The organism is Vibrio sp. VP6 (assembly GCF_028823755.1).
GTDB classification, from domain to species: Bacteria; Pseudomonadota; Gammaproteobacteria; order Enterobacterales; family Vibrionaceae; genus Vibrio; species Vibrio parahaemolyticus.
On record NZ_JAPEID010000022.1, the window covers coordinates 62,645 to 82,447 of the forward strand.

The 19,803-nt window shown below is 45.5% G+C and carries 21 protein-coding genes; 4 read left to right on the plus strand and 17 right to left on the minus strand.

The window, feature by feature from the left end; all coding sequences use genetic code 11:
* Positions 1 to 54: 54 nt before the first annotated feature.
* Positions 55 to 303, plus strand: coding sequence for a YkgJ family cysteine cluster protein (locus tag OU793_RS14880; RefSeq protein WP_005460076.1), 249 nt, complete (start codon positions 55 to 57; stop codon positions 301 to 303).
* A gap of 18 nt (positions 304 to 321) precedes the next feature.
* Here the strand turns inward: OU793_RS14880 and OU793_RS14885 are convergent, their stop codons facing one another.
* Genes OU793_RS14885 through OU793_RS14895 form a run of 3 tightly spaced genes read right to left on the minus strand, consistent with a single transcriptional unit; the run spans position 322 to position 2,683 of the window.
* Complete coding sequence (locus tag OU793_RS14885) at positions 322 to 981, minus strand: transcriptional regulator (protein ID WP_005397228.1); 660 nt, start codon at positions 979 to 981, stop codon at positions 322 to 324.
* A 28-nt stretch (positions 982 to 1,009) separates the two neighbouring features.
* Complete coding sequence (locus OU793_RS14890; RefSeq protein ID WP_140103474.1) at positions 1,010 to 2,287, minus strand: serine dehydratase subunit alpha family protein; 1,278 nt, start codon at positions 2,285 to 2,287, stop codon at positions 1,010 to 1,012.
* Positions 2,288 to 2,302: 15 nt separating this feature from the next.
* Positions 2,303 to 2,683: a RidA family protein gene (locus OU793_RS14895; RefSeq protein WP_005397224.1), complete on the minus strand. Its 381-nt coding sequence runs from the start codon at positions 2,681 to 2,683 to the stop codon at positions 2,303 to 2,305.
* A gap of 317 nt (positions 2,684 to 3,000) precedes the next feature.
* Here OU793_RS14895 and OU793_RS14900 point away from each other — a divergent pair, with 317 nt between their 5' ends.
* Positions 3,001 to 4,260: an amino acid permease gene (locus OU793_RS14900; protein ID WP_005494432.1), complete on the plus strand. Its 1,260-nt coding sequence runs from the start codon at positions 3,001 to 3,003 to the stop codon at positions 4,258 to 4,260.
* Positions 4,261 to 4,466: 206 nt separating this feature from the next.
* The gene (aqpZ, locus tag OU793_RS14905) at positions 4,467 to 5,165 is read left to right on the plus strand and encodes an aquaporin Z (RefSeq protein ID WP_005460095.1); all 699 of its coding nucleotides are present in this window, start codon (positions 4,467 to 4,469) and stop codon (positions 5,163 to 5,165) included.
* A 50-nt stretch (positions 5,166 to 5,215) separates the two neighbouring features.
* Here aqpZ and recR read toward each other — a convergent pair whose 3' ends face one another.
* From recR to OU793_RS14940, 7 genes are all read right to left on the minus strand, one after another.
* Complete coding sequence (gene recR / locus OU793_RS14910) at positions 5,216 to 5,815, minus strand: recombination mediator RecR (RefSeq protein WP_025553812.1); 600 nt, start codon at positions 5,813 to 5,815, stop codon at positions 5,216 to 5,218.
* A 29-nt stretch (positions 5,816 to 5,844) separates the two neighbouring features.
* The gene (locus tag OU793_RS14915; protein ID WP_005460082.1) at positions 5,845 to 6,174 is read right to left on the minus strand and encodes a YbaB/EbfC family nucleoid-associated protein; all 330 of its coding nucleotides are present in this window, start codon (positions 6,172 to 6,174) and stop codon (positions 5,845 to 5,847) included.
* 82 nt (positions 6,175 to 6,256) lie between these two features.
* Complete coding sequence (dnaX, locus tag OU793_RS14920; RefSeq protein ID WP_140103473.1) at positions 6,257 to 8,392, minus strand: DNA polymerase III subunit gamma/tau; 2,136 nt, start codon at positions 8,390 to 8,392, stop codon at positions 6,257 to 6,259.
* Positions 8,393 to 8,400: 8 nt separating this feature from the next.
* Positions 8,401 to 8,946 (minus strand): adenine phosphoribosyltransferase, encoded by a 546-nt coding sequence (gene apt / locus OU793_RS14925; protein WP_005460112.1) that lies wholly within the window; start codon positions 8,944 to 8,946, stop codon positions 8,401 to 8,403.
* A gap of 165 nt (positions 8,947 to 9,111) precedes the next feature.
* Positions 9,112 to 9,516 carry a YbaN family protein gene (locus OU793_RS14930; protein ID WP_005494429.1) on the minus strand — a complete coding sequence of 135 codons (405 nt, stop codon included), beginning with the start codon at positions 9,514 to 9,516 and terminating at the stop codon, positions 9,112 to 9,114.
* Positions 9,517 to 9,531: 15 nt separating this feature from the next.
* Positions 9,532 to 9,663, minus strand: coding sequence for a hypothetical protein (locus tag OU793_RS14935; protein WP_005380608.1), 132 nt, complete (start codon positions 9,661 to 9,663; stop codon positions 9,532 to 9,534).
* Between the two features lie 242 nt (positions 9,664 to 9,905).
* On the minus strand, positions 9,906 to 11,012 hold the full coding sequence (locus OU793_RS14940; RefSeq protein ID WP_005494426.1) for a response regulator: 1,107 nt from the start codon (positions 11,010 to 11,012) through the stop codon (positions 9,906 to 9,908).
* A 274-nt stretch (positions 11,013 to 11,286) separates the two neighbouring features.
* Between OU793_RS14940 and OU793_RS14945 the strand changes: the two genes are divergently transcribed.
* Complete coding sequence (locus tag OU793_RS14945; protein ID WP_005460107.1) at positions 11,287 to 12,162, plus strand: LysR family transcriptional regulator; 876 nt, start codon at positions 11,287 to 11,289, stop codon at positions 12,160 to 12,162.
* Positions 12,163 to 12,231: 69 nt separating this feature from the next.
* Here OU793_RS14945 and purF read toward each other — a convergent pair whose 3' ends face one another.
* From purF to OU793_RS14980, 7 genes are all read right to left on the minus strand, one after another.
* Complete coding sequence (gene purF, locus OU793_RS14950; protein WP_005484378.1) at positions 12,232 to 13,746, minus strand: amidophosphoribosyltransferase; 1,515 nt, start codon at positions 13,744 to 13,746, stop codon at positions 12,232 to 12,234.
* A gap of 36 nt (positions 13,747 to 13,782) precedes the next feature.
* Positions 13,783 to 14,274, minus strand: coding sequence for a CvpA family protein (locus OU793_RS14955; protein WP_005484550.1), 492 nt, complete (start codon positions 14,272 to 14,274; stop codon positions 13,783 to 13,785).
* A gap of 61 nt (positions 14,275 to 14,335) precedes the next feature.
* On the minus strand, positions 14,336 to 14,944 hold the full coding sequence (locus OU793_RS14960; RefSeq protein WP_015297091.1) for an SPOR domain-containing protein: 609 nt from the start codon (positions 14,942 to 14,944) through the stop codon (positions 14,336 to 14,338).
* A 14-nt stretch (positions 14,945 to 14,958) separates the two neighbouring features.
* Positions 14,959 to 16,221 (minus strand): bifunctional tetrahydrofolate synthase/dihydrofolate synthase, encoded by a 1,263-nt coding sequence (gene folC, locus OU793_RS14965; RefSeq protein WP_025558284.1) that lies wholly within the window; start codon positions 16,219 to 16,221, stop codon positions 14,959 to 14,961.
* A gap of 45 nt (positions 16,222 to 16,266) precedes the next feature.
* Entirely contained in the window at positions 16,267 to 17,193 is a 927-nt protein-coding gene (gene accD, locus OU793_RS14970; protein WP_005460141.1) for an acetyl-CoA carboxylase, carboxyltransferase subunit beta, read from the minus strand.
* Positions 17,194 to 17,377: 184 nt separating this feature from the next.
* Positions 17,378 to 18,172 carry a tRNA pseudouridine(38-40) synthase TruA gene (gene truA, locus OU793_RS14975; RefSeq protein WP_005479529.1) on the minus strand — a complete coding sequence of 265 codons (795 nt, stop codon included), beginning with the start codon at positions 18,170 to 18,172 and terminating at the stop codon, positions 17,378 to 17,380.
* 89 nt (positions 18,173 to 18,261) lie between these two features.
* Positions 18,262 to 19,803, minus strand: a 1,542-nt coding sequence (locus OU793_RS14980) for a FimV/HubP family polar landmark protein (RefSeq protein ID WP_342453729.1), incomplete at its 5' end; no start/stop codon positions are given.

A 19,803-nucleotide genomic window follows, 5' to 3' on the forward strand; every position in this document is an offset into this window, starting at 1 on the left:
AATCCACGTCAAAATGACCATAATTGCCCCCTCAATTTTTAAGAGGTTTACATTATGGATTGTCGATTAGGATGCGGAGCTTGCTGTATTGCGCCAAGTATCTCTTCACCGATACCTGGAATGCCCAAGGGCAAACCAGCAGGTGTTCGTTGCGTGCAACTCAACGATGACAATTTATGTAAGCTGTTTGGTAAGCCTGAGCGCCCTAAAGTTTGTCACGATTTTAAGCCGTGTCCGGTTGTGTGTGGCAAAACCAACCAAGAAGCGCTCGACAACATCACTGAGCTAGAGCAACTTACTTAATCTATTCAGAGCCCCCGTTTAGTCGTTACCAAGCTCTCGTAAGTACAAGTAGATGGTATCGCGCGAAATGCCAAGATGGTTTGCAACCATTAAAACAGCATCTTTGTATTTAAAAATGCCTAAGCCGTGCAGTCGCGTCACCAGTTCACGGTTACGTTTAGAAGGCGCAATGGCTTCATTTTCCCACACTTCTGTTTGCACGGTTTCTATCGTACTGATGATGGTTTCATCGATATTACGCGCAAACGTTTCTGGTGATCGAGCGCCACCAACACAACACTCGGTGTGTTGCTGAGGCAGCATTGCCTTTAAAAACGCCTGCATCGGTGCATCCATATCTACGTTGATACACAGCAAACCAATCGGTTTGTTTTTTGGATTTCTGACAATGGTCGTAATGGAGTGCAAGGTCTTTCCGTTCGACGTTTTCGTCAGGTACGAATCAGAAACGTCCTTGCCCTCTCTTAACTTCATTCTCGCTAAGTTGGTAATTGGGGCACCTTCACTGCGTTCCGTCACGTGCCCATTTGCGATTTTGATGATTTCCGGCGCTTCGGCATCTAAGCTGTGGAGAACCACTTCAGTGTGTTCACCATACATACGTGCAATGCCATCCACGACGTTTTTCATAGAGTTCAAAATATCGAGATCACTCTTGGTGAGTTTCTTTAGTAGCAATGTTACTTCCCTTAGCAAAAACTGGAGGTTAGGCCGACATAATATCGATAATAGATTTGTCAGTATACGGCATACCGAAACGAACCATTGAGCCAACATTTCTTATCGTTTGCTCAACTTCTTCGCCTACTATACCTTGATTCTTAACACTGTGGTTACCCATCGCCATCAAATATGAGCGCACCGCCGTTGTCGACGAAGTACACACTTTCATCGCACAAGAGGACTTCGCACCATCGCACACCATACCTGAACTGTCGCTGATGACGTTTTGAATGGCGTAGCATGATTGCTCGAATGTACCACCAGCTAAATACACCAGCGCCATAGAAGCTGCCGCACTGGTAACAGTGTTGCCACAAAATGCGGATAACGGTGGGTAATAAGATTTGATGTAAATAGCCCCTAAATGACTCATTATCAATGCGCGAGCCAGCTGTTCTTCGTCGTTTTGGAATACTTCTGCGGCAACTACAACTGGCATTGTGGCAGCGATACCTTGGTTACCACTGCCGAAATTGCTCATGGCTGGCAACGTCGCCCCTCCCATGCGAGCATCAGACGCCGCGGATGTCATCATCTGTATGCGACTCATTAAGTCATTGCCCAATAAGCCTTGCTCGATGTTGCCTTTTAGCGTGCGTCCAATTTCTAGGCCATAGCCTCGGTCGATACCCTCTTGAGCGAGCAAGGTATTAAGCTCTGCTGCTTGGAGAATGAATTTGATCTCTTCAAAAGGCGCTTGAGTGGCAAACTCATAGATTTGTTTGATCGAAATATCCACACCTTCACAAACGGAAGCGGTCGCAACGCGTTGCTGTGATGGGGCATCAAAAATCACGTCGCCATTACGCATGATCTGAAGAATGTTGGTGTGACCGCCACTGATCGTGACCGAAACAACATCGTCACCAGAGGTGAGCGTTACGTTGCAATAAATGAATTCTTGCGTATCCATACGCGCTATGGTTACTCGCTCTTCATCTATCAATTGTTGCGCAGCAGCGACATCCTGCTCATTAATCCGAGCCAACACTTCCAGTTCTGCTGTTGGGTCACCGGCTAATGCACCAACTGAGGCGGCAATTTTGAGGCCTATCTTGCCCGTTCCGGGTACGAAAACACCCATCGAGTTTTTAAATAGGTTGTCTGAAACACGCACCTCTATCGCATCAATATCGGATTCGCCCAACTCTTTTCTAGCAACTGCTGCCGCGTACGCAGCAGCAATGGGTTCTGTACATCCTAATGCAGGTTTCACGACTTGCTTAATGATTTGGATATATTGTGTCCATTGCTGGTTCATGCTCTGTTCTCCGTATTACTTTTTATGAGCAATCGCTTCGACTTCAATTAACACGCCAAGAGGTAAATCTTTCACTGCGAAGCAACTGCGTGCTGGACAATCTTGTTGGAAAAACTCTGCGTAGACCTTGTTAAACTCGGCAAAGTCATTAATATTCGATAGGTAACACGTTGTTTTTAAAACAGTATCGATACTGCCACCACCAGCCTCTAAAACGTGCTTCAAGTTAGTAAGAGATTGATGACTTTGTGCACTGATGCCGCCTTCAACGACTTTTCCTGTTGCCTTATCAACGGGTAATTGGCCAGAAGTAAAAATCAAATCACCATAGCTAGTGCCATGTGAATAAGGTCCGATAGCAGCAGGCGCGTGTTCAGATGAAATCAATTTTTTCATTTTTAAATCCTCACATAAATTTTATTTTTTATTAAGAAGTTTCTAATTCAACTTCCGTATTAGCGTTATTTTTTCAATTAAATATGAATCAAACAACTAGATCAGATCACAAAGCTCGTTAAAAACTCCAATTTATTTGAACTTCTTCGCCAAGATCTCAAATTTATCTGAATTTTCCACAAAAAAATTGGTGATATATGTTTTCTCAATTAAATTTGAGAAAAATCCATACTAACAAGAGAAACAATAAAATGAGCGTGACAGCACCTACACAAACCTTACCTATCGGTAAAGAGCCACCGCACGTAAAAGCAGGCATGGCTCTAGACGAGTGGAAAGCCGCGACCAAGTTTGATAGCACAGACTGGGGATGGGTGATCATGAGTATCGGCATGGCAATCGGTGCCGGTATTGTCTTTTTACCAGTAAAAGTAGGCGTATTGGGCCTTTGGGTATTCTTGGCCTCTGCCGTGATCGGCTACCCAGCGATGTACTTGTTCCAACGCCTTTTCATCAACACTCTCTCAAGTTCACCAAAGTGCCAAGATTACGCTGGCGTTATTTCCGGTTACCTTGGTAACAAATGGGGGGCGTTATTAGGTGTGCTGTACTTCATCATGTTGGTGATTTGGGTCTTTGTTTACTCAACAGCCATCAACAATGACTCGGCATCTTTCCTACATAGTTTTGGCATCACGGAAGGTTTACTGTCTGAAAACCCGCTATATGGTCTGGCTTTAGTGTGCGCGCTGGTCGCTATTGCATCTCGTGGCGAAAAGATTTTGTTTAAGGTCAGTACTGGTCTTGTGCTGATTAAACTTTGTACCGTTGCATTACTTGGCGTCATGATGATCGAAAAATGGGATGTAGCGAATGTCGGTGCGATTCCAGAAACAGGCGCTGGTTTGAAAGATGCAATTGAGCTACTGCCGTTTACTCTAACGTCTATTCTCTTTATTCAAAGCTTGAGCCCAATGGTGATCTCATACCGATCAAAAGAAAAATCGATTGAGGTAGCTCGCTTTAAAGCCATGCGCGCAATGAAAATTGCTTTCGGTATCTTGTTTGTGACGGTCTTCTTCTACGCGATTTCCTTTACGCTTGCGATGTCACATGAACAAGCGGTTAAAGCAGCAGAAGAGAACATCTCTGCTCTTGCGATGGTTGCGCAAGGTATGGACGGCACGACGCTAAAACTAATGAGTTTAATGCTGAATATTTTCTCAGTAATGACTGCGTTTTTTGGTGTGTACTTGGGTTTCCGCGATTCTTGCCAAGGTCTAGCGATGCTGGCTCTAAAAAAGGTCATGCCTGAAGAGAAGATCAATAAAGACTTGGTCACCAAAGGAATCATTCTCTTTGCGATTCTCATGGCGTGGGGTGCAATTGTATTGAATCTACCAGTTCTGAGCTTCACATCAGTATGTAGCCCTATCTTTGGTTTGATTGGCTGTTTGATTCCAGCTTACCTTGTCTATCAAGTGCCTTCTTTACACAAATACAAAGGCGCGTCGCTTTACTTGATTATTGCTACTGGTATTTTGCTGTGCGTATCGCCTTTCGTCGCATTTAGTTAAAACCTACGTTGCCTTGGCTGTTACTCAGTTAGTGATGGCCAAGGCAAACTGAAGATTCAGCCTCTCTTCTCCCTGCTTTTATCTCATCCTTGAGAACTCTTGCCACATACCGTCCTATTTGCAGTTTTTACGCGATCTCCCTCACACTTTATTGACAATTCTCGACTATGTTCAGCGGGTCATTTAATTAGAAATTAGGAAATAACATGAACAAGTATTTGGCTGAGGCTTTTGGTACGTTCTGGCTAGTATTGGGCGGCTGCGGCAGCGCAGTGTTAGCTGCAGGTTTTCCAGATGTTGGTATTGGTCTGCTGGGTGTCGCTCTGGCCTTTGGTTTAACCGTTTTAACCATGGCATTTGCAATCGGTCATATTTCAGGTTGCCATTTGAACCCTGCAGTGACGGTTGGCCTTTGGGCTGGCGGTCGTTTTGATACAAAAGACGTTGCGCCTTACATCATCGCACAAGTGATCGGCGGGCTGATCGCTGGTGGTATTCTTTATGTCATCGCGACAGGACAAGCTGGATTTGATGTTGTTGGTTCTGGCTTTGCCGCCAACGGTTATGGTGAACACTCACCAGGTCAGTACTCAATGCTTGCTGCGTTAGTTTCTGAAATCGTGATGACGATGATGTTCCTTATCGTTATCATGGGGGCGACAGACAAACGTGCACCTCAAGGTTTTGCGCCTATTGCAATTGGTTTGTGTCTGACTCTTATTCACCTGATCAGCATTCCTGTGACTAATACCTCAGTAAACCCAGCTCGTAGTACAGCAGTCGCAATGTATGTAGGTGACTGGGCAGTTTCTCAGTTATGGCTGTTCTGGGTTGCGCCTATTGTGGGTGGCGTACTTGGTGCGGTTATCTACAAAAACCTGCTTGGTAAAGAATCGAACGATTAATCGTTCCCAACTCCCAAGATCAAAAAAGCCGCTGAATTCAGCGGCTTTTATTAAATCTTATGTCGACCCAATAATGAGTGTGACAAGGTCGTGCCATCTACAAGCTCAAGCTCCCCACCTACAGGCACACCGTGCGCGATACGGCTAGCTTCGACTTGGTGCTCTCTGCACAACTCCGCAATATAGTGAGCAGTAGCTTCTCCCTCAACCGTTGGGTTGGTGGCAAGGATCACTTCAGAAACATCACCTCGACGTAGACGATAATCAAGCACGTCTAAACCAATATCACTTGGACCGATGCCATCAAGCGGAGACAAATGCCCCATAAGCACAAAGTATCGACCGGAGTATTGACCCGTCGCTTCAACTGCTGCGATATCTGCCGGGCTTTCTACTACACAAATTTGGCCGTTTTCTTGGCGTTTTGGGTTAGTACAAATGTGGCAAACTTCTTCTTCAGTAAAAGTTCGACATTCAGCACAGTGACCAATTTCGGTCATTGACTGACTCAGCGCATCTGCCAGTTGCAGACCGCCTTTTCTATCACGCTGTAACAAATGAAAGGCCATACGTTGCGCCGACTTGGGACCTACCCCAGGTAGACAACGTAAGGCCTCCATCAATTGTTCCAGCATATGACTGGTACGCATGAAAATCCGCTTAATTAGATGTCAGCAGATTAGAATGGCATTTTCATACCTGGTGGTAGTTGCATACCGCCAGTTACAGAAGCCATTTTCTCTTTTTGAGTTTCTTCAACGCGACGTGCTGCATCGTTGAATGCCGCAGCGATAAGATCTTCAAGCATTTCTTTGTCGTCTTCCATCAAGCTTTCATCGATGTCAACACGACGCACACTGTGGCTACCAGTGATTGTTACTTTAACTAGACCAGCACCAGACTCGCCAGTTACTTCCATATTCGCGATTTCTTCTTGAAGCTTTTGCATGCGCTCTTGCATTTGCTGGGCTTGCTTCATTAGGTTGCCCATACCGCCTTTACCAAACATGTTTATCTCTCTGGTTTAATTGGGTGTTGCATCAGTTAATGGGGTTATCACTTGACGTTTTCAACCCCATTCCGTTTGTTAGTTAGATAGGGCGCACACTATCTTTATCAAGCTCTGCAGCAAAACGACGCTCTATAAAGTCGACATTCGGGTCGTTCTCCAAGCTGTTCAGCGCTTGTTGTAATTTCTCTTGATAGAGTCTGTCTCTCAGTTCAAGTGGTGTTTCGCCACTCTCTCCTACTTCGATACTCAAGTGACACTCTTCACCTAAAACCGTGTTTAGTGCGTTGAGCAGCTCACTTTGAGCTCTATCTGTATTTAAGTGTGCTTGGCTGCTTCTCAACTGTAAAGAAACGGTCGAGCCTTCTTTACTATAGTCAGAGTTTAGCGCAAGTTGTTCCACCAGCTTAGGCAGGTTCATCAAACTGATCATTTTCGCCCACTCGTTTTGTTCAAGTGACTCATCAATCAGCTTTTGTGCCATTTCTGGTGTTTTTTCATGCTCAAGCGCTTGCTTGAGCTGCGTAGGTGTCAGCTTAGTATTAACTTTCGTCTCAACAGGCTTACTTGGACGCCAGCGATACGCTTCTTCAACTTCTGGTTCAGTAGGCTTTGGCGTTGAGTTTGGCGACACCTGCGCGGAATTGCCATGCAATTGCGCTACTCGGTCGATGACCGATTCTGGTTTTGCAGATGCCGCTTTAGGCTTTTTTGTGCCACCATTTTGCGTTGTGTTTTGCTGTAAACCCTGCTTACGCTGTGAACGTAATTGATGACGTAAGCCTGCCGCACCCATTCTTGATGGCGCAGGTGCGCTTTCTTGCTGAGGTTGAGCCTCTGGCGCTGGGTTTTCGCTCATTGGCGGAGCCATGTCGTACTGAGGAGGCGACATATCATAACCACCAGTCTGATAATCTGGCTGATATTGTGGCTCTTCATTCATTGACGCAGGCTGATTCACTGACGGACGAACGGGCTGCGAAACAGATTGTTGTGCTTGCACTGGATTTGGGCGCGACTGCTGTTGTGCTACCGGAGCCTGCTGTGCTGGCGCTGAATTCGTTAGACTCGCATTTGGCATCTGACTCAACTGAGGTTGAGATCCTGCGGTAACGATATTTGCACCGTTATTCGCTGATGGACGAAAAGCCAACATACGTAAGACGATCATCTCCATACCAACACGGCCATTTGGAGACAGCGTCAGATCTTCACGACCTTTTAGCGCAATTTGATAGTAAAGCTGCACATCTTGTGGGCTGAGCGCTTTACTTAATAATTCGATTTTTTCTGCATCAGGCTGTGCTCGGTCTAGTGACGCAGGCAGTGCTTGATACATAGCGATGCGATGTAACTGCGTCGCGATTTGTTGCAATAAACCGTCCCACTCAACACCATTCGCCGCCAATTGGTGGATTTTATCCATGGCTTGTTGAAGTTGTTTACTGCTGATCGACTCAAGCAAGTGAATCGCTTGATCCGTATCGATGGTTCCCAGCATGTGGCTAACGATGTCGGTTTGCACCGCACCATTGCCTAAAGCAATCGCTTGGTCGGTCAAACTCAGCGCATCACGCATACTCCCATCAGCTGCATGGGAGATCATACCGAGCGCTTTGGACTCTGCTGAAACCTGCTCTTGACCCAAAATGTAGTCAAGTTGCTGATGAATATCATCAACACTGATTGGCTTGAGATGGAACTGCAGACAACGAGATAAAATGGTAACTGGCAGCTTCTGTGGATCGGTTGTTGCGAGCAAAAACTTCACATACTCTGGCGGCTCTTCCAAGGTTTTTAATAACGCATTGAAAGAGTGACGCGACAGCATGTGCACCTCATCGATGAGGTACACTTTAAAACGTCCACGAGCGGGTTTGTATTGAACGTTGTCTAGCAGTTCGCGAGTATCTTCAACTTTAGTACGTGATGCCGCGTCAATCTCAAGCAAGTCAACAAAGCGACCTTCATCAATCTCTCGGCAGGTAGCACATTCACCACATGGTGTGGCGGTGATACCAGTCTCACAGTTCAACCCTTTGGCAAACAAACGGCCGATACTGGTTTTACCCACACCACGCGTCCCACTGAATAGGTAAGCATGATGTAAACGGTTTTGCGCCAATGCGTTTTCCAGTGCCGTTAGAACATGTTTTTGCCCTACGACTTGGTCAAACTTATTAGGACGCCATTTTCGCGCTAAAGCTAAATAACTCATTGAATGTATTAATGTCCTTCAAAATCGCAAATGCTGAATACGTTTAGGCCTAATGCTTCTAAACGCTTATCACCACCGATTTCTGGTAGGTTGATAACGAACGCTGCATGTTCAACTTCACCACCAAGTTGGCGAATTAACTTTGTCGTTGCCTCAATCGTGCCACCTGTCGCCAGCAAGTCATCCACAACCAATACTTTATCGCCTTCTACGATAGCGTCTGTGTGAATTTCTAGCGTATCAATGCCGTATTCTAGTTCATAAGATTGAGCAATAGTCGGGCGAGGTAGTTTGCCTGGCTTACGCACTGGAACAAAACCAACACCTAGCTCAAGCGCTAGTGGCGCACCAAATAGGAAACCACGTGCTTCTGTACCCACAACCTTTGTAAAGCCCATGTCTTTGTAGCGTTCAACCAGCAGACCGATGGTTGCTTGATACGCTTTTGCGTCTTCTAATAGGCTTGTTACGTCGCGGAAAAGAATGCCTGGTTTTGGGTAATCTTGGATGCTTTTGATGCTAGATTTGATCAGCGAAATTGTTTCTGTAGTCATAATACCGATTTACTTAGATTGGCTCATCACCCTCTATTCTAATCACAGTATCACGAGGGCAACGAACAATAGGTTTTCACCGCTATGTGCCTATTTTCTTAAAAGTCACAGGCGCTGAAAATACAAACGCCCACTCGAAGAGCGGGCACACTATTCTCTACAATCTTAGTGATTTTCTTCTCTGTCAGCAACCAACTCAATCACAGGTAGGCGCATAAACCAACTGAGTAAAACGATTAGCATCACTAAAAGAGCAATTTTTACCCAGATGATGGGGGCTACGATGATAGAAACGGTGAAACTAAGAATGATAAAAACCGCACCACGTTGTTTGACTTTAGGGCTCACCGCTCGATGACGATGCCAATTGTCTAAAATAGGGCCGAAGGTTTTGTGATTGTGTAACCAATGATGAAATGCAGGGCTGCCGCGCATAAAACAAGCGCTTGCTAGCAAGATAAAAGGAGTGGTCGGTAAGAGAGGAAGGGCGATGCCGGCAATGCCAAGCGCTATACAGAGTCCACCAACAATATTGAAGAAGTAACGCTTAATACGAATGGTGAACTCCAATACACAATAGCTAGATTAAAAGCCTGCGTAACCGTTCATTACACGAAGCCAGGTTAGCGTTGCAGGTAGAGTTGGGATCAAAAGTACTGCAATGAAACCTAAAAAGTAAAAAATATTATAAGGCTCTTTAAAATCTTTGTCTGCCATGATGTTTCTTCTCACTAGTTGACTTTGCTTCTCCCAACACGCAGCGTTAAATTAACGTTGCATAAATGGGTCATTATTGTTTTAGGCGCTGACTATACCTTAAACAACTCCATCTAAACACCAACAAAAAGTAAGGTTATAAAATCATCAGTTATAGAACGACAGATTCAGGAAAGAAGAAAGCAGCACATTACATGCTGCTTTCACCATATTGATTAAAGATAAGATCCGAGTTTGGCTTTCTAAACGAGTCGATTCACTCGAGTAATATTCAGGCTGAAACTGGATGCACCTAAACAACCTATCGACAACTGACCTGTTGTCTTCAGCGGTAAATCTCGGGTGATGAAGTTTTTCATGCTGCCATCACCCAGTCGATTGCCTGCCGCAATATGTTGATTTTCATGTCCATCCGACCATTGGCTGTCCAAACCAGCAGGTAAAAGTGACACGGTTGAAGAAGCTAAATCCGCCACACCAAATACCGCCTTCACCGCACCAGCGCAATCTGAGCACTCAATGCCCTTCTCCATGATGTTTACCATGTCTTTCAGATCCGCACTGAAACTTTTTAAGTTTCTTAGGTAATCATCAAACAAAGCTCTCACCAGTAGCGTTGTCGCTACACCTCCATTTTCTTGGGAAGCAGAGTCCACTAAGTAGAAAGCAAACTGTCCATTCATCAACCAGCGATAATCAAACACCAAAGGCATCAAATCTGCCGACTGTAGTAACCGATAAGAACAACGCCAGTCACCTTGAGAGGCGTCTTTGTCTGGCAACAACGCATGCAGCAGATCTCTCGCTGCATTTGGGTTTTGTTGCAAGTACTCTAAATGCCAGTGCAGCTCTTGCTCATCTGGAATTTCTCCACCATCATCTACGCGGAACCACTGGCTTGAAAAGTCACGCTGTTCGGCAAAATGACAATCTGAGTCCTCAAGCGTATTGTCAATCGCTTGCGACAAATGTTCATAATTCCCTATCGGTTTTGGAAGAAAGTCTTTAATACCAAAACGCAACGCTTTCGCGACATCAGACATTTCATCTGTGCCAGACACCACAATAAGCGGTAACGATGGATACTCAAGACTGACTTCTTCTACGAATTCTATGCCATCTAATACGGGCATAGACAAATCACACAAGACGAGATCGGGTTGGCATTCCCTGAGTTGATGAAGAGCCTCTAGGCCATTTTCAGCTTCTACTACTTTGAAACCCTGACTTTCTAAATAAGCATTGGTTACGTTACGAAATATCGGATCATCGTCCACTAACATGATCAGTTTCCGATTAACCACTTCCTGTGCCGAGACCATTGCCGTTTGACTGTGAGTCTTGAACATACCTTTACACCTCACAAAGCTTAGTCAAAAAACAAAATTATTTAAGTTATTATTTTTGTTGTGTTTGCATAGGCAAAACGTTGCGCAGCAAGACTTGAAGCGGTTTCGCCTTGTTATAAAACGTAGCTTGAAAAAGTCATTTATACAAATTGTCAGTATTTACTCCAAGGCTCTTGCTGTGTTCAAATGATGCAACATGTTGACTTAAAGCAAGCTTTAATCACAAAGTTAATTATAAATTAGCCATAATTGGTAATTTAATGTGTCTGGAAATATGAAATTAGATGATTTGAACCTGTTTCGACTGGTTGTCGAAAATGGGAGCTATACCGCAACTTCGCGAAAAACCATGATCCCGGTGGCAACCATCACCCGACGCATTCAAGCGCTAGAAGACTCTGTCAATCTTCGACTATTGAACCGTCACGCACGTAAGCTTTCTCTGACTGAAGCCGGAGAACGCTTTTACCATGAATGCTCTCCCCTACTTCAAAGGCTGACATCAACCGCGGAAGAAATCACTGATGACTGCCGTGGCGCATCAGGCAAAATTAAAATTTCTGCGCCTTACAATCTGACCAAGCGCATGATGATGCCGATGTTTAATGACTTCATGAAGAAGTATCCGGATATCAATATCGAGCTGACGACAGAGAACAACGCTGATCAATTAGACCCAACGGAATGGGATGTTATTTTCCGTGTAGGTCCGCAACGAGATTCCAGCCTAATTGCTCGTAAAATTGGCGAAGTAAAAGATATTTTGGTTGCCAGCCAAGACTATCTAGCAGCCAACCCTGCGCCAAACCACGCAGAAGAGCTCTCAAACCACTCTTTGCTAAAAGGCTACCCACTTATCAAGTGGACACTGATCAACAGCAAAGGTGAGTCTGTGGTGAACGTAGAGCGTGGTCGTTTCCAAGCCAACGCACTCAATGTTGTTCGCAGTGCTTGTTCAGAAGGTCTAGGTATTACATTAATGCCTGATGTGATGATTAAGGAATACATCGAAAGTGGTGAATTGTTGCGAGTATTGCCAGATTGGAGCGCAAACCCGCGCGACATCTACATGCTGTACAACCACAAAGATCACTTGCCAGAGAAAGTGCGTCTGTTCATCGACTTTGTGATTGCCTATAACATTCACTAAAAATGATACAAAAATAAAAACCAGAGCCTAGGCTCTGGTTTTTTTAATCCCGATAATGATGGCGCAGATTTACGCGCCTTCGTTGTGCAGCTCTAGGTTCGCTAGATCTTGCTGAATTTCACGTTGCGTTTTTGCATCGTCATTACGCAAACCATCTAGGAAGTCGAGGTATTGTTGATCGATATCGCCAGTTACGTATTCACCATTAAATACAGATGTATCGAACTGCGTGATATCTTGGTTACCTAAGCCTACCGCTTCAACTAAGTCATCTAGACGTTGGTAAATAAGCGCATCCGCACCAATCTGTTTACAAATGGTTTCGTTGTCACGACCATGAGCAATCAGCTCTGTCGCGCTCGGCATATCGATACCGTAAACGTTAGGGAAGCGAACTTCTGGTGCAGCAGACACCATGTACACTTTCTTCGCGCCGGAGTCGCGAGCCATCTCAATGATCTGTTCTGATGTCGTACCGCGAACGATAGAGTCATCCACCAGCAACACGTTCTTATCTTTGAACTCAGAGCGGATAGCGTTTAGCTTGCGACGCACTGATTTCTTACGTTGTTGCTGACCAGGCATGATAAACGTGCGGCCAACGTAACGGTTTTTAACAAAGCCTTGGCGGTAAGGAATATCGATCGCTTGAGCAATTTGTAGTGCGATATCGCAAGAGGTTTCAGGAATCGGGATTACGACGTCGATATCAAGATCGGCGTAATCTTCACGAATTCGCTCACCCAGCTTTTTGCCCATTTCAACGCGAGCACTGTACACAGAGATTTTATCGATGAAAGAATCAGGACGCGCAAAGTAAACAAATTCAAAAATACAAGGATTTAGCTTTGGATTGTCTGCACATTGCTTAGTGAACAGCTCACCTTCAAATGTCGCATACACCGCTTCACCCGGAGCTACGTCACGTACGAAGTCAAAACCGACCGCATCCAACGCAACAGACTCTGATGCAACCATGTATTCCGTGCGACCAGCGACTTCACGCTTGCCTAAACAAAGAGGGCGAATACCATGCGGGTCACGAAACGCAATCATACCGTGGCCGATGATCATCGCAGTTACTGCATAAGCGCCGCGAATAGTACGGTGCACATTGGTAACAGCGCGAAATACATCTTCTGCAGTCACATTGCCTTTTACTGTGTCAATTTCGTGTGCAAGTACGTTGAGCAGCACTTCTGAATCAGAAGTGGTGTTGATGTGGCGGCGATCTTTTTCAAACAGTTTCTGACGAACTTCGTGAGCGTTGGTCAAGTTACCGTTGTGGGCAAGTGTAATACCGAAAGGAGAGTTTACGTAGAAAGGCTGGGCTTCTGAGGCGCTTGAACTACCCGCAGTTGGGTAACGAACGTGGCCGATACCGACCTCACCTTGCAAGCGCTGCATGTGTCTTGCTTCGAATACATCCTTGACTAAACCGTTCGCCTTACGCAGACGAAAACGATTGCTTTCTATGGTACAAATACCAGCGGCATCTTGGCCACGATGCTGTAACACCGTTAACGCGTCATAAATAGACTGGTTTACAGGCGTTGTGCCCACGATTCCAACAATACCACACATGTCCTAATCCTCGATTTGCGACAGTAGCTGGCACTACTAGATAGTGCCAGACAGAAAACTTGATGTTGCTTGTAAATGCTCGAAGAATGGGGCGATGATACGGCTGAACTCAGGGATCAACTGTGACTCTTTCCACCAATCCGAGCTTGGGAATGCAGTAAACGCATCCATAAAAAACAGCACCGCAGAAACAATTAAGACTCCGCGTAAACCACCAAATACAATTCCTAGAATTCGGTCAGTACCTGATAGCCCTGTTTTTTGTACCAGTTGACCAATGACGTAATTCACCACTGCACCAACTACCAAGGTTGCGACGAATAACGCCGCAATTGCAGCTCCGTTGCGAAACATATCATCTTTGATATTGGTGAAGTACACCGCCAATTTGGCGTAGTAGTTACTGGAGATAAAAAACGCTCCGAACCAAATAACCAAAGACAAAGCTTCTTTAGCAAAACCGCGAACTAAACTGATCAGAGCTGAAAATCCGATCACACCTAAAATGATAAAATCTATCCAATTCATGTTTTCTTCATCTTAAGTTGGCGCGCATTTTAACAGAAAAAATGCTGACGCAAACGTTTTCTTATGGATTTAATGGCTTAAATTTAAGCAATTGACCTTTTGAGCCGGTAATTTTTTGTAATTCTTGAACTTGTCGTTCAAGTTTACTTTTTGACACATCAGGGCCAACAATTACTCGAGTAAAGTCGTTCTCTTTTTTCGTATGAGCCTGGTAACCACGCTTCTGCAAATCCGCAACAAGCGCCTCTGCATTTTCGTGATTCTTCAGCGCCATCAACTGAATGATCCACGCAGAATCTTCATATTGATTTTTTTCTTCAACTGGACGAACAGCAATTTCAACCTGCTCTGGCTGTTTTGGTTGCTTTACTTCGACGGGTTGTGGCGTAGGTTCAGGTTTCTGCTCCGGCTGAGAGGCGTTAACCTGACGCTCTTCTGACTCTTGCACGACCGCCTCTACTGGTGATTCTGGTAGCGCAATGTCATCTTCTACTGGCTCTAAGATCTCGAAGTTTTCCACATCACTATCAAGTTCAGGTTTGATAGGAATGCTGGCAAATTCTTCTTTGTAGTGCAGTTTTTTACCATCTAGAACATCAGGGAGAACAATGACTCCCACTGCGACTAGAATGATGGTGCCGACTAAACGACTTTGGAATTTACTTGCCATCAAGTTACCTTTGATTACTTATTCTTTGATTGCCAATACTCCAATACCTCACCTACGGTATGGAATGAGCCCGCGACCAACACAAGATCGTTTGAAGCAGCGCTGCTTAATGCACTCTCAAACGCTTCAACCGGTGTTTGGAACTGAACTTGCCCTTGCGGTAGGTACTGGCATAATTCATCCGCCGTTGCAGCCCGTGGCCCAGTCAACGATGCTGGATACCAATGCGTCGCGATGGGCTTAAGCGCGGCCAATGTCGCTTTGATGTCTTTATCATGCAGCATTGCAATTACAACGTGGATAGTTTTCCCTGCGTACTGAGTTTTTACCTTTTCAACTAAATACTCAGCAGAATGAGGGTTGTGCGCCACGTCCAACACAATTTCTGGCTCGTGTTGAAGTACCTGCATTCGACCCGCGAGTCGAGCATTATTCAAGCCATTCACGATGTTTATGTCAGTGATTTGCAATTCCGACGCGCCTAGAGCCATTAAAGCAGTGGCAGCATTTGGAAGAGGTAGAGAAGGCAGAGGAAGATCCTCAAGCGCAAAAGCACCACTACTCCACTTCCAACCTTTCTCAGTTAGAGCGTAGTCAAACTGTATGCCGACTTGGAAGAATTCAGCACAGATATCATCAGCATGGGCTGCAACCGTCGCTGGAGGCAGTGGTTGACCACAAATCGCGGGTTTACCTGCACGGTAGATGCCCGCTTTTTCAAAGCCGATAACATTGATGTCGTCACCAAGCCAATCTACATGGTCGATCGCCAGGCTGGTGATCACTGACACATCGTGATCAACGACGTTTGTTGCATCTAGTCGCCCACCTAAGCCAACTTCAAGAAGCACTACATCGACGTTTTCGACTTGGAAAATACGCAGCGCTGCAAGCGTGCCAAACTCGAACAGACTTAAACTGATGTCACCACGTTGTTTTTCTACATAGTCAAACGCTTCACAGTGCTTAGCATCTTCCACGTCTACACCATTAATGCGCACACGCTCGTTATAACGGATCAGATGAGGGGAACTGTAAACGCCTACCGAATAGCCAGCGTCGAGTAAGATTGCTTCCATTAGCGCACACGTTGAGCCTTTGCCATTGGTTCCAGCAACAGTGATTACGGTAGGAGCAGGTTTGGTGAGATTGGCTTTTGTCGCTACCGCTTGAACGCGGTCTAAGCCTAAATCGATAGCTGAGGAATGAATATTTGATAAATAATCAAGCCACATCGCTAGAGGAGATGTGGCTTGAGGAATTGGGTTTTGGGTCATCTAACTTTAACCATTAATTTCTTTGGCTTTATGTTAGTTGTTACTTTACCCTTTTTCGTCCACTTCTGGTACAGAATATGGTTCTTCATTTGGAGATTCGTTAACCGAAACCACCAATGGAGACTTGTGGTTAGTCATCTTAGCGATAAGACCACCCACACGTTGACGCATTTCACGACGGTCAACGATCATATCAATCGCACCGTGCTCAAGCAGGAATTCGCTACGTTGGAAACCTTCAGGAAGATCTTCACGTACCGTTTGCTCGATTACACGACGACCTGCAAAGCCGATCAACGCTTTAGGCTCACCAATGTTGATGTCGCCCAGCATCGCCAAACTTGCCGATACACCGCCCATGGTTGGGTCAGTAAGAACCGAAATAAATGGCAGGCCTTTTTCTGACAGACGCTCAAGTGCCGCACTGGTTTTCGCCATTTGCATTAGAGACATCAACGCCTCTTGCATGCGAGCGCCGCCACTTGCAGAGAAACATACAAGCGCGCAGTTGTTCTCGATTGCTGCTTCTACTGCTTTAACAAAGCGAGCACCAACCACAGAGCCCATTGAACCGCCCATGAAAGAGAATTCAAACGCACACGCTACTAGAGGCATGCCTAATAGCTCACCTTGCATAACGATCAGCGCGTCTTTCTCGCCACTGCTCTTTTGTGCTGCGGAGATACGCTCTTTGTATCGCTTAGAATCTTTAAACTTCAGTTTGTCTTGAGGCTCAAGCTCAGTGCCTAGCTCAACACGGTTACCTTCGTCCAAGAATGTTTCCAAACGACGACGCGCTTTCATACGCATGTGATGGTTACACTTAGGACAAACTTCTAGATTACGCTCAAGTTCAGCATGGTAAAGAACCTGCTCACAAGAGGTACATTTCGTCCACACACCTTCTGGGATAGAAGCTTTACGTGAACTAACTAGGTTACTTTTCTCTAAAATCTTTTCAAGCCAACTCATGGAAGACCTTTTCTCTCAACTCTTCCGCTTCATTGCGAAAGATATAAATTCGAAATAATACCGACGGATTAAACCATATCTTGCGACGAGTGTAGATAAAAAACTGGTTGTACCTATTTTCGATATCGTTAATTACTGATGTTATGCGGCTACACTACCGATATTTTGAAGCAAGTTTGTGAATTTAGTTCAAATTATCTGGCAAAAACAGCGGACCGATCGGCACGCAAGGCAATTCAAATTCTTCTGGATAATCGACATCGACTAAGTACAAACCTTCAGCCTTCGCTGTTGCACCTGCAAGTTTGCGATCTTTTGCCTCAAGCAACCACTTGATCCACTCTGGTTTTTCTTCACCACGACCGACTTTAATCAGGCTACCTGTGATGTTTCGAACCATGTGGTGAACGAACGCGTTCGCTTTAATATCGATAACAACGTAATCACCATGACGAGTGACGTTTAAGTGCATCAAATTACGGCACGGACTCAACGACTGACAATGCGCTGCACGGAATGATGAAAAGTCATTTTCACCTAACAAATATTGCCCGGCTTCATGCATTTTCTTTTCATCTAGCTCGCCGTGATAATGGCTCACACCCGAGTTCAAAATGCCTGGGCGCAATGCGTGATTAAAAATGATGTAGCGGTAACGACGCGCTGTTGCTGAGAATCGCGCGTGGAAGTCATCAGGAACTTCTTTTGCCCAGCGAACAGCGATGTCACTTGGCATGTTCGCATTTGCGCCCATAGTCCAAGCCACCATTTTTCGATTAACGTTGGTATCAAAGTGAACAACTTGTCCCGTACCATGTACACCCGCATCAGTACGACCTGCACACTGCACTTCGACAGGGTGGTTCGCAACGATGGACAACGCTTTCTCTAGTTCTTCTTGAACACTTTTCACTTCTCTTTGGCGTTGCCAACCAAAATAATTTGTACCGTTGTATTCGATACCTAATGCGATTCTCATCTTAACCTTCGAACTCTAAAATGGGGCGGGAAGTATATACTCAAGTCCCTTCAGATACAAAAAGGGCAGCTCTCGCTACCCTTTTTGATTTATCGACCGTTTATGGTATCGATGAGGTTTTTCGCTTCTCGGCGAATGTCATCTTCACCGTAAACTATCGCCTCTTCTAACAGTTTGATCGCACCTTGAGGATCGTTCATTTCAAGGTAGATTTTAGCAAGGTCCAACTTACCTGCTGCTTCTGCATTGGTATCTACATCAACGTCACCGATATCACCAATCACATCAGGGAACTCATTCAAACCGACATCAAGCATCAGTTCTTGCTCTTCAAACTCACCACCTTCTTTGTCCACTTGAGCCATCAGTTCATCAATAGTCATAAACTGATTTTTCTTAGGGTCAAAGTCATCAAGATCTTCCTGCTCGGCCCAGTTCTCTTGCGCGATTTCAGGTTGAGTCAGCGCTTCGCTCGAACTCCACACTTCTTGCTGGTCTTCAGGGACTTCTTCCGTAACCGATGGTTCAGGCATGTCTGATGCTGGCTTAAAACCATCCCAGTCATCACCGACATCCAACATGGTTTCGAAATCCATGCCTGCACTTGCAATGGTGTCGCTGTCGAGCTTGCCATCAAACGCTTCAGCACTTGGCTCATCTGCAAGCAAGTTAGCCATCGTTGATTCATCAAAATCGTCTAACTCAGATGGAGATTCAATAGCAGTTGGCTGCTCTACCTCTTGATCAAAACTGTTTTGAGCGAAGACTTCAAAAAGCGCATCATGGTCATTATCTGCCTGGAGAATTGGCTTAGGCGCAACTTCTGATTCTGATGAAGATGATGCTTCAGCCATAGCCGCAATAGCATCTTCTTCACTGAACTCTGGCAGTTCAGTATCATCGAAGTTGAACTCTTCTTCCGCTTCGGCTGCTGGTGCTGCCGCTTCACGTTCAGATTCTGGTAGCTCAGGTTCATCAGCCATAGATGCTAATGCATCTTCTTCGTCGAACTCTGGCAGTTCCAGTTCGTCGAAGTTGAATTCTTCTTCCGAGTCAGCGGTCGGCTCTGCAGTTTGAACTTCAGCTTCTGGTAGCTCAGGCTCAGCCGTCATGGATGCCAATGCATCTTCTTCATCAAACTCTGGCAGTTCCAGTTCGTCGAAGTTGAATTCTTCTTCCGCGTCAGCGGTTGGCACTGCAGTTTGAACTTCAGCTTCTGGTAGCTCAGGCTCATCGGCCATTGAAGCTAACGCATCTTCTTCGTCGAACTCTGGCAGTTCCAGTTCGTCGAAGTTGAATTCTTCTTCCGCGTCAACGGTTGGCGCTGCTGCTTGAACTTCAGCTTCTGGTAGCTCAGGCTCATCGGCCATAGATGCTAATGCATCTTCTTCGTCGAACTCTGGCAGTTCCAGTTCGTCGAAGTTGAACTCTTCTTCCGCTTCGGCGGTCGGCTCTGCAGTTTGAACTTCAGCTTCTGGTAGCTCAGGTTCAGCCGTCATGGATGCCAATGCATCTTCTTCATCAAACTCTGGCAGTTCCAGCTCGTCGAAGTTGAATTCTTCTTCCGCGTCAGCGGTCGGCTCTGCAGTTTGAACTTCAGCTTCTGGTAGCTCAGGCTCACCGGCCATTGA

What these genes read in the sequence shown, in the direction of transcription:
- apt (WP_005460112.1), bottom strand. Translation starts at nt 8,946, where the DNA reads ATGACTACAGAAACAATTTCGCTGATCAAATCTAGCATCAAAAGCATC.
- aqpZ (WP_005460095.1), top strand. Translation starts at nt 4,467, where the DNA reads ATGAACAAGTATTTGGCTGAGGCTTTTGGTACGTTCTGGCTAGTATTG.
- OU793_RS14915 (WP_005460082.1), bottom strand. Translation starts at nt 6,174, where the DNA reads ATGTTTGGTAAAGGCGGTATGGGCAACCTAATGAAGCAAGCCCAGCAA.
- OU793_RS14880 (WP_005460076.1), top strand. Translation starts at nt 55, where the DNA reads ATGGATTGTCGATTAGGATGCGGAGCTTGCTGTATTGCGCCAAGTATC.
- accD (WP_005460141.1), bottom strand. Translation starts at nt 17,193, where the DNA reads ATGAGTTGGCTTGAAAAGATTTTAGAGAAAAGTAACCTAGTTAGTTCA.
- recR (WP_025553812.1), bottom strand. Translation starts at nt 5,815, where the DNA reads ATGCGTACCAGTCATATGCTGGAACAATTGATGGAGGCCTTACGTTGT.
- OU793_RS14960 (WP_015297091.1), bottom strand. Translation starts at nt 14,944, where the DNA reads ATGGCAAGTAAATTCCAAAGTCGTTTAGTCGGCACCATCATTCTAGTC.
- OU793_RS14940 (WP_005494426.1), bottom strand. Translation starts at nt 11,012, where the DNA reads ATGTTCAAGACTCACAGTCAAACGGCAATGGTCTCGGCACAGGAAGTG.
- OU793_RS14900 (WP_005494432.1), top strand. Translation starts at nt 3,001, where the DNA reads ATGGCTCTAGACGAGTGGAAAGCCGCGACCAAGTTTGATAGCACAGAC.
- folC (WP_025558284.1), bottom strand. Translation starts at nt 16,221, where the DNA reads ATGACCCAAAACCCAATTCCTCAAGCCACATCTCCTCTAGCGATGTGG.
- OU793_RS14890 (WP_140103474.1), bottom strand. Translation starts at nt 2,287, where the DNA reads ATGAACCAGCAATGGACACAATATATCCAAATCATTAAGCAAGTCGTG.
- dnaX (WP_140103473.1), bottom strand. Translation starts at nt 8,392, where the DNA reads ATGAGTTATTTAGCTTTAGCGCGAAAATGGCGTCCTAATAAGTTTGAC.
- purF (WP_005484378.1), bottom strand. Translation starts at nt 13,746, where the DNA reads ATGTGTGGTATTGTTGGAATCGTGGGCACAACGCCTGTAAACCAGTCT.
- OU793_RS14945 (WP_005460107.1), top strand. Translation starts at nt 11,287, where the DNA reads ATGAAATTAGATGATTTGAACCTGTTTCGACTGGTTGTCGAAAATGGG.
- OU793_RS14895 (WP_005397224.1), bottom strand. Translation starts at nt 2,683, where the DNA reads ATGAAAAAATTGATTTCATCTGAACACGCGCCTGCTGCTATCGGACCT.
- OU793_RS14955 (WP_005484550.1), bottom strand. Translation starts at nt 14,274, where the DNA reads ATGAATTGGATAGATTTTATCATTTTAGGTGTGATCGGATTTTCAGCT.
- OU793_RS14935 (WP_005380608.1), bottom strand. Translation starts at nt 9,663, where the DNA reads ATGGCAGACAAAGATTTTAAAGAGCCTTATAATATTTTTTACTTTTTA.
- truA (WP_005479529.1), bottom strand. Translation starts at nt 18,172, where the DNA reads ATGAGAATCGCATTAGGTATCGAATACAACGGTACAAATTATTTTGGT.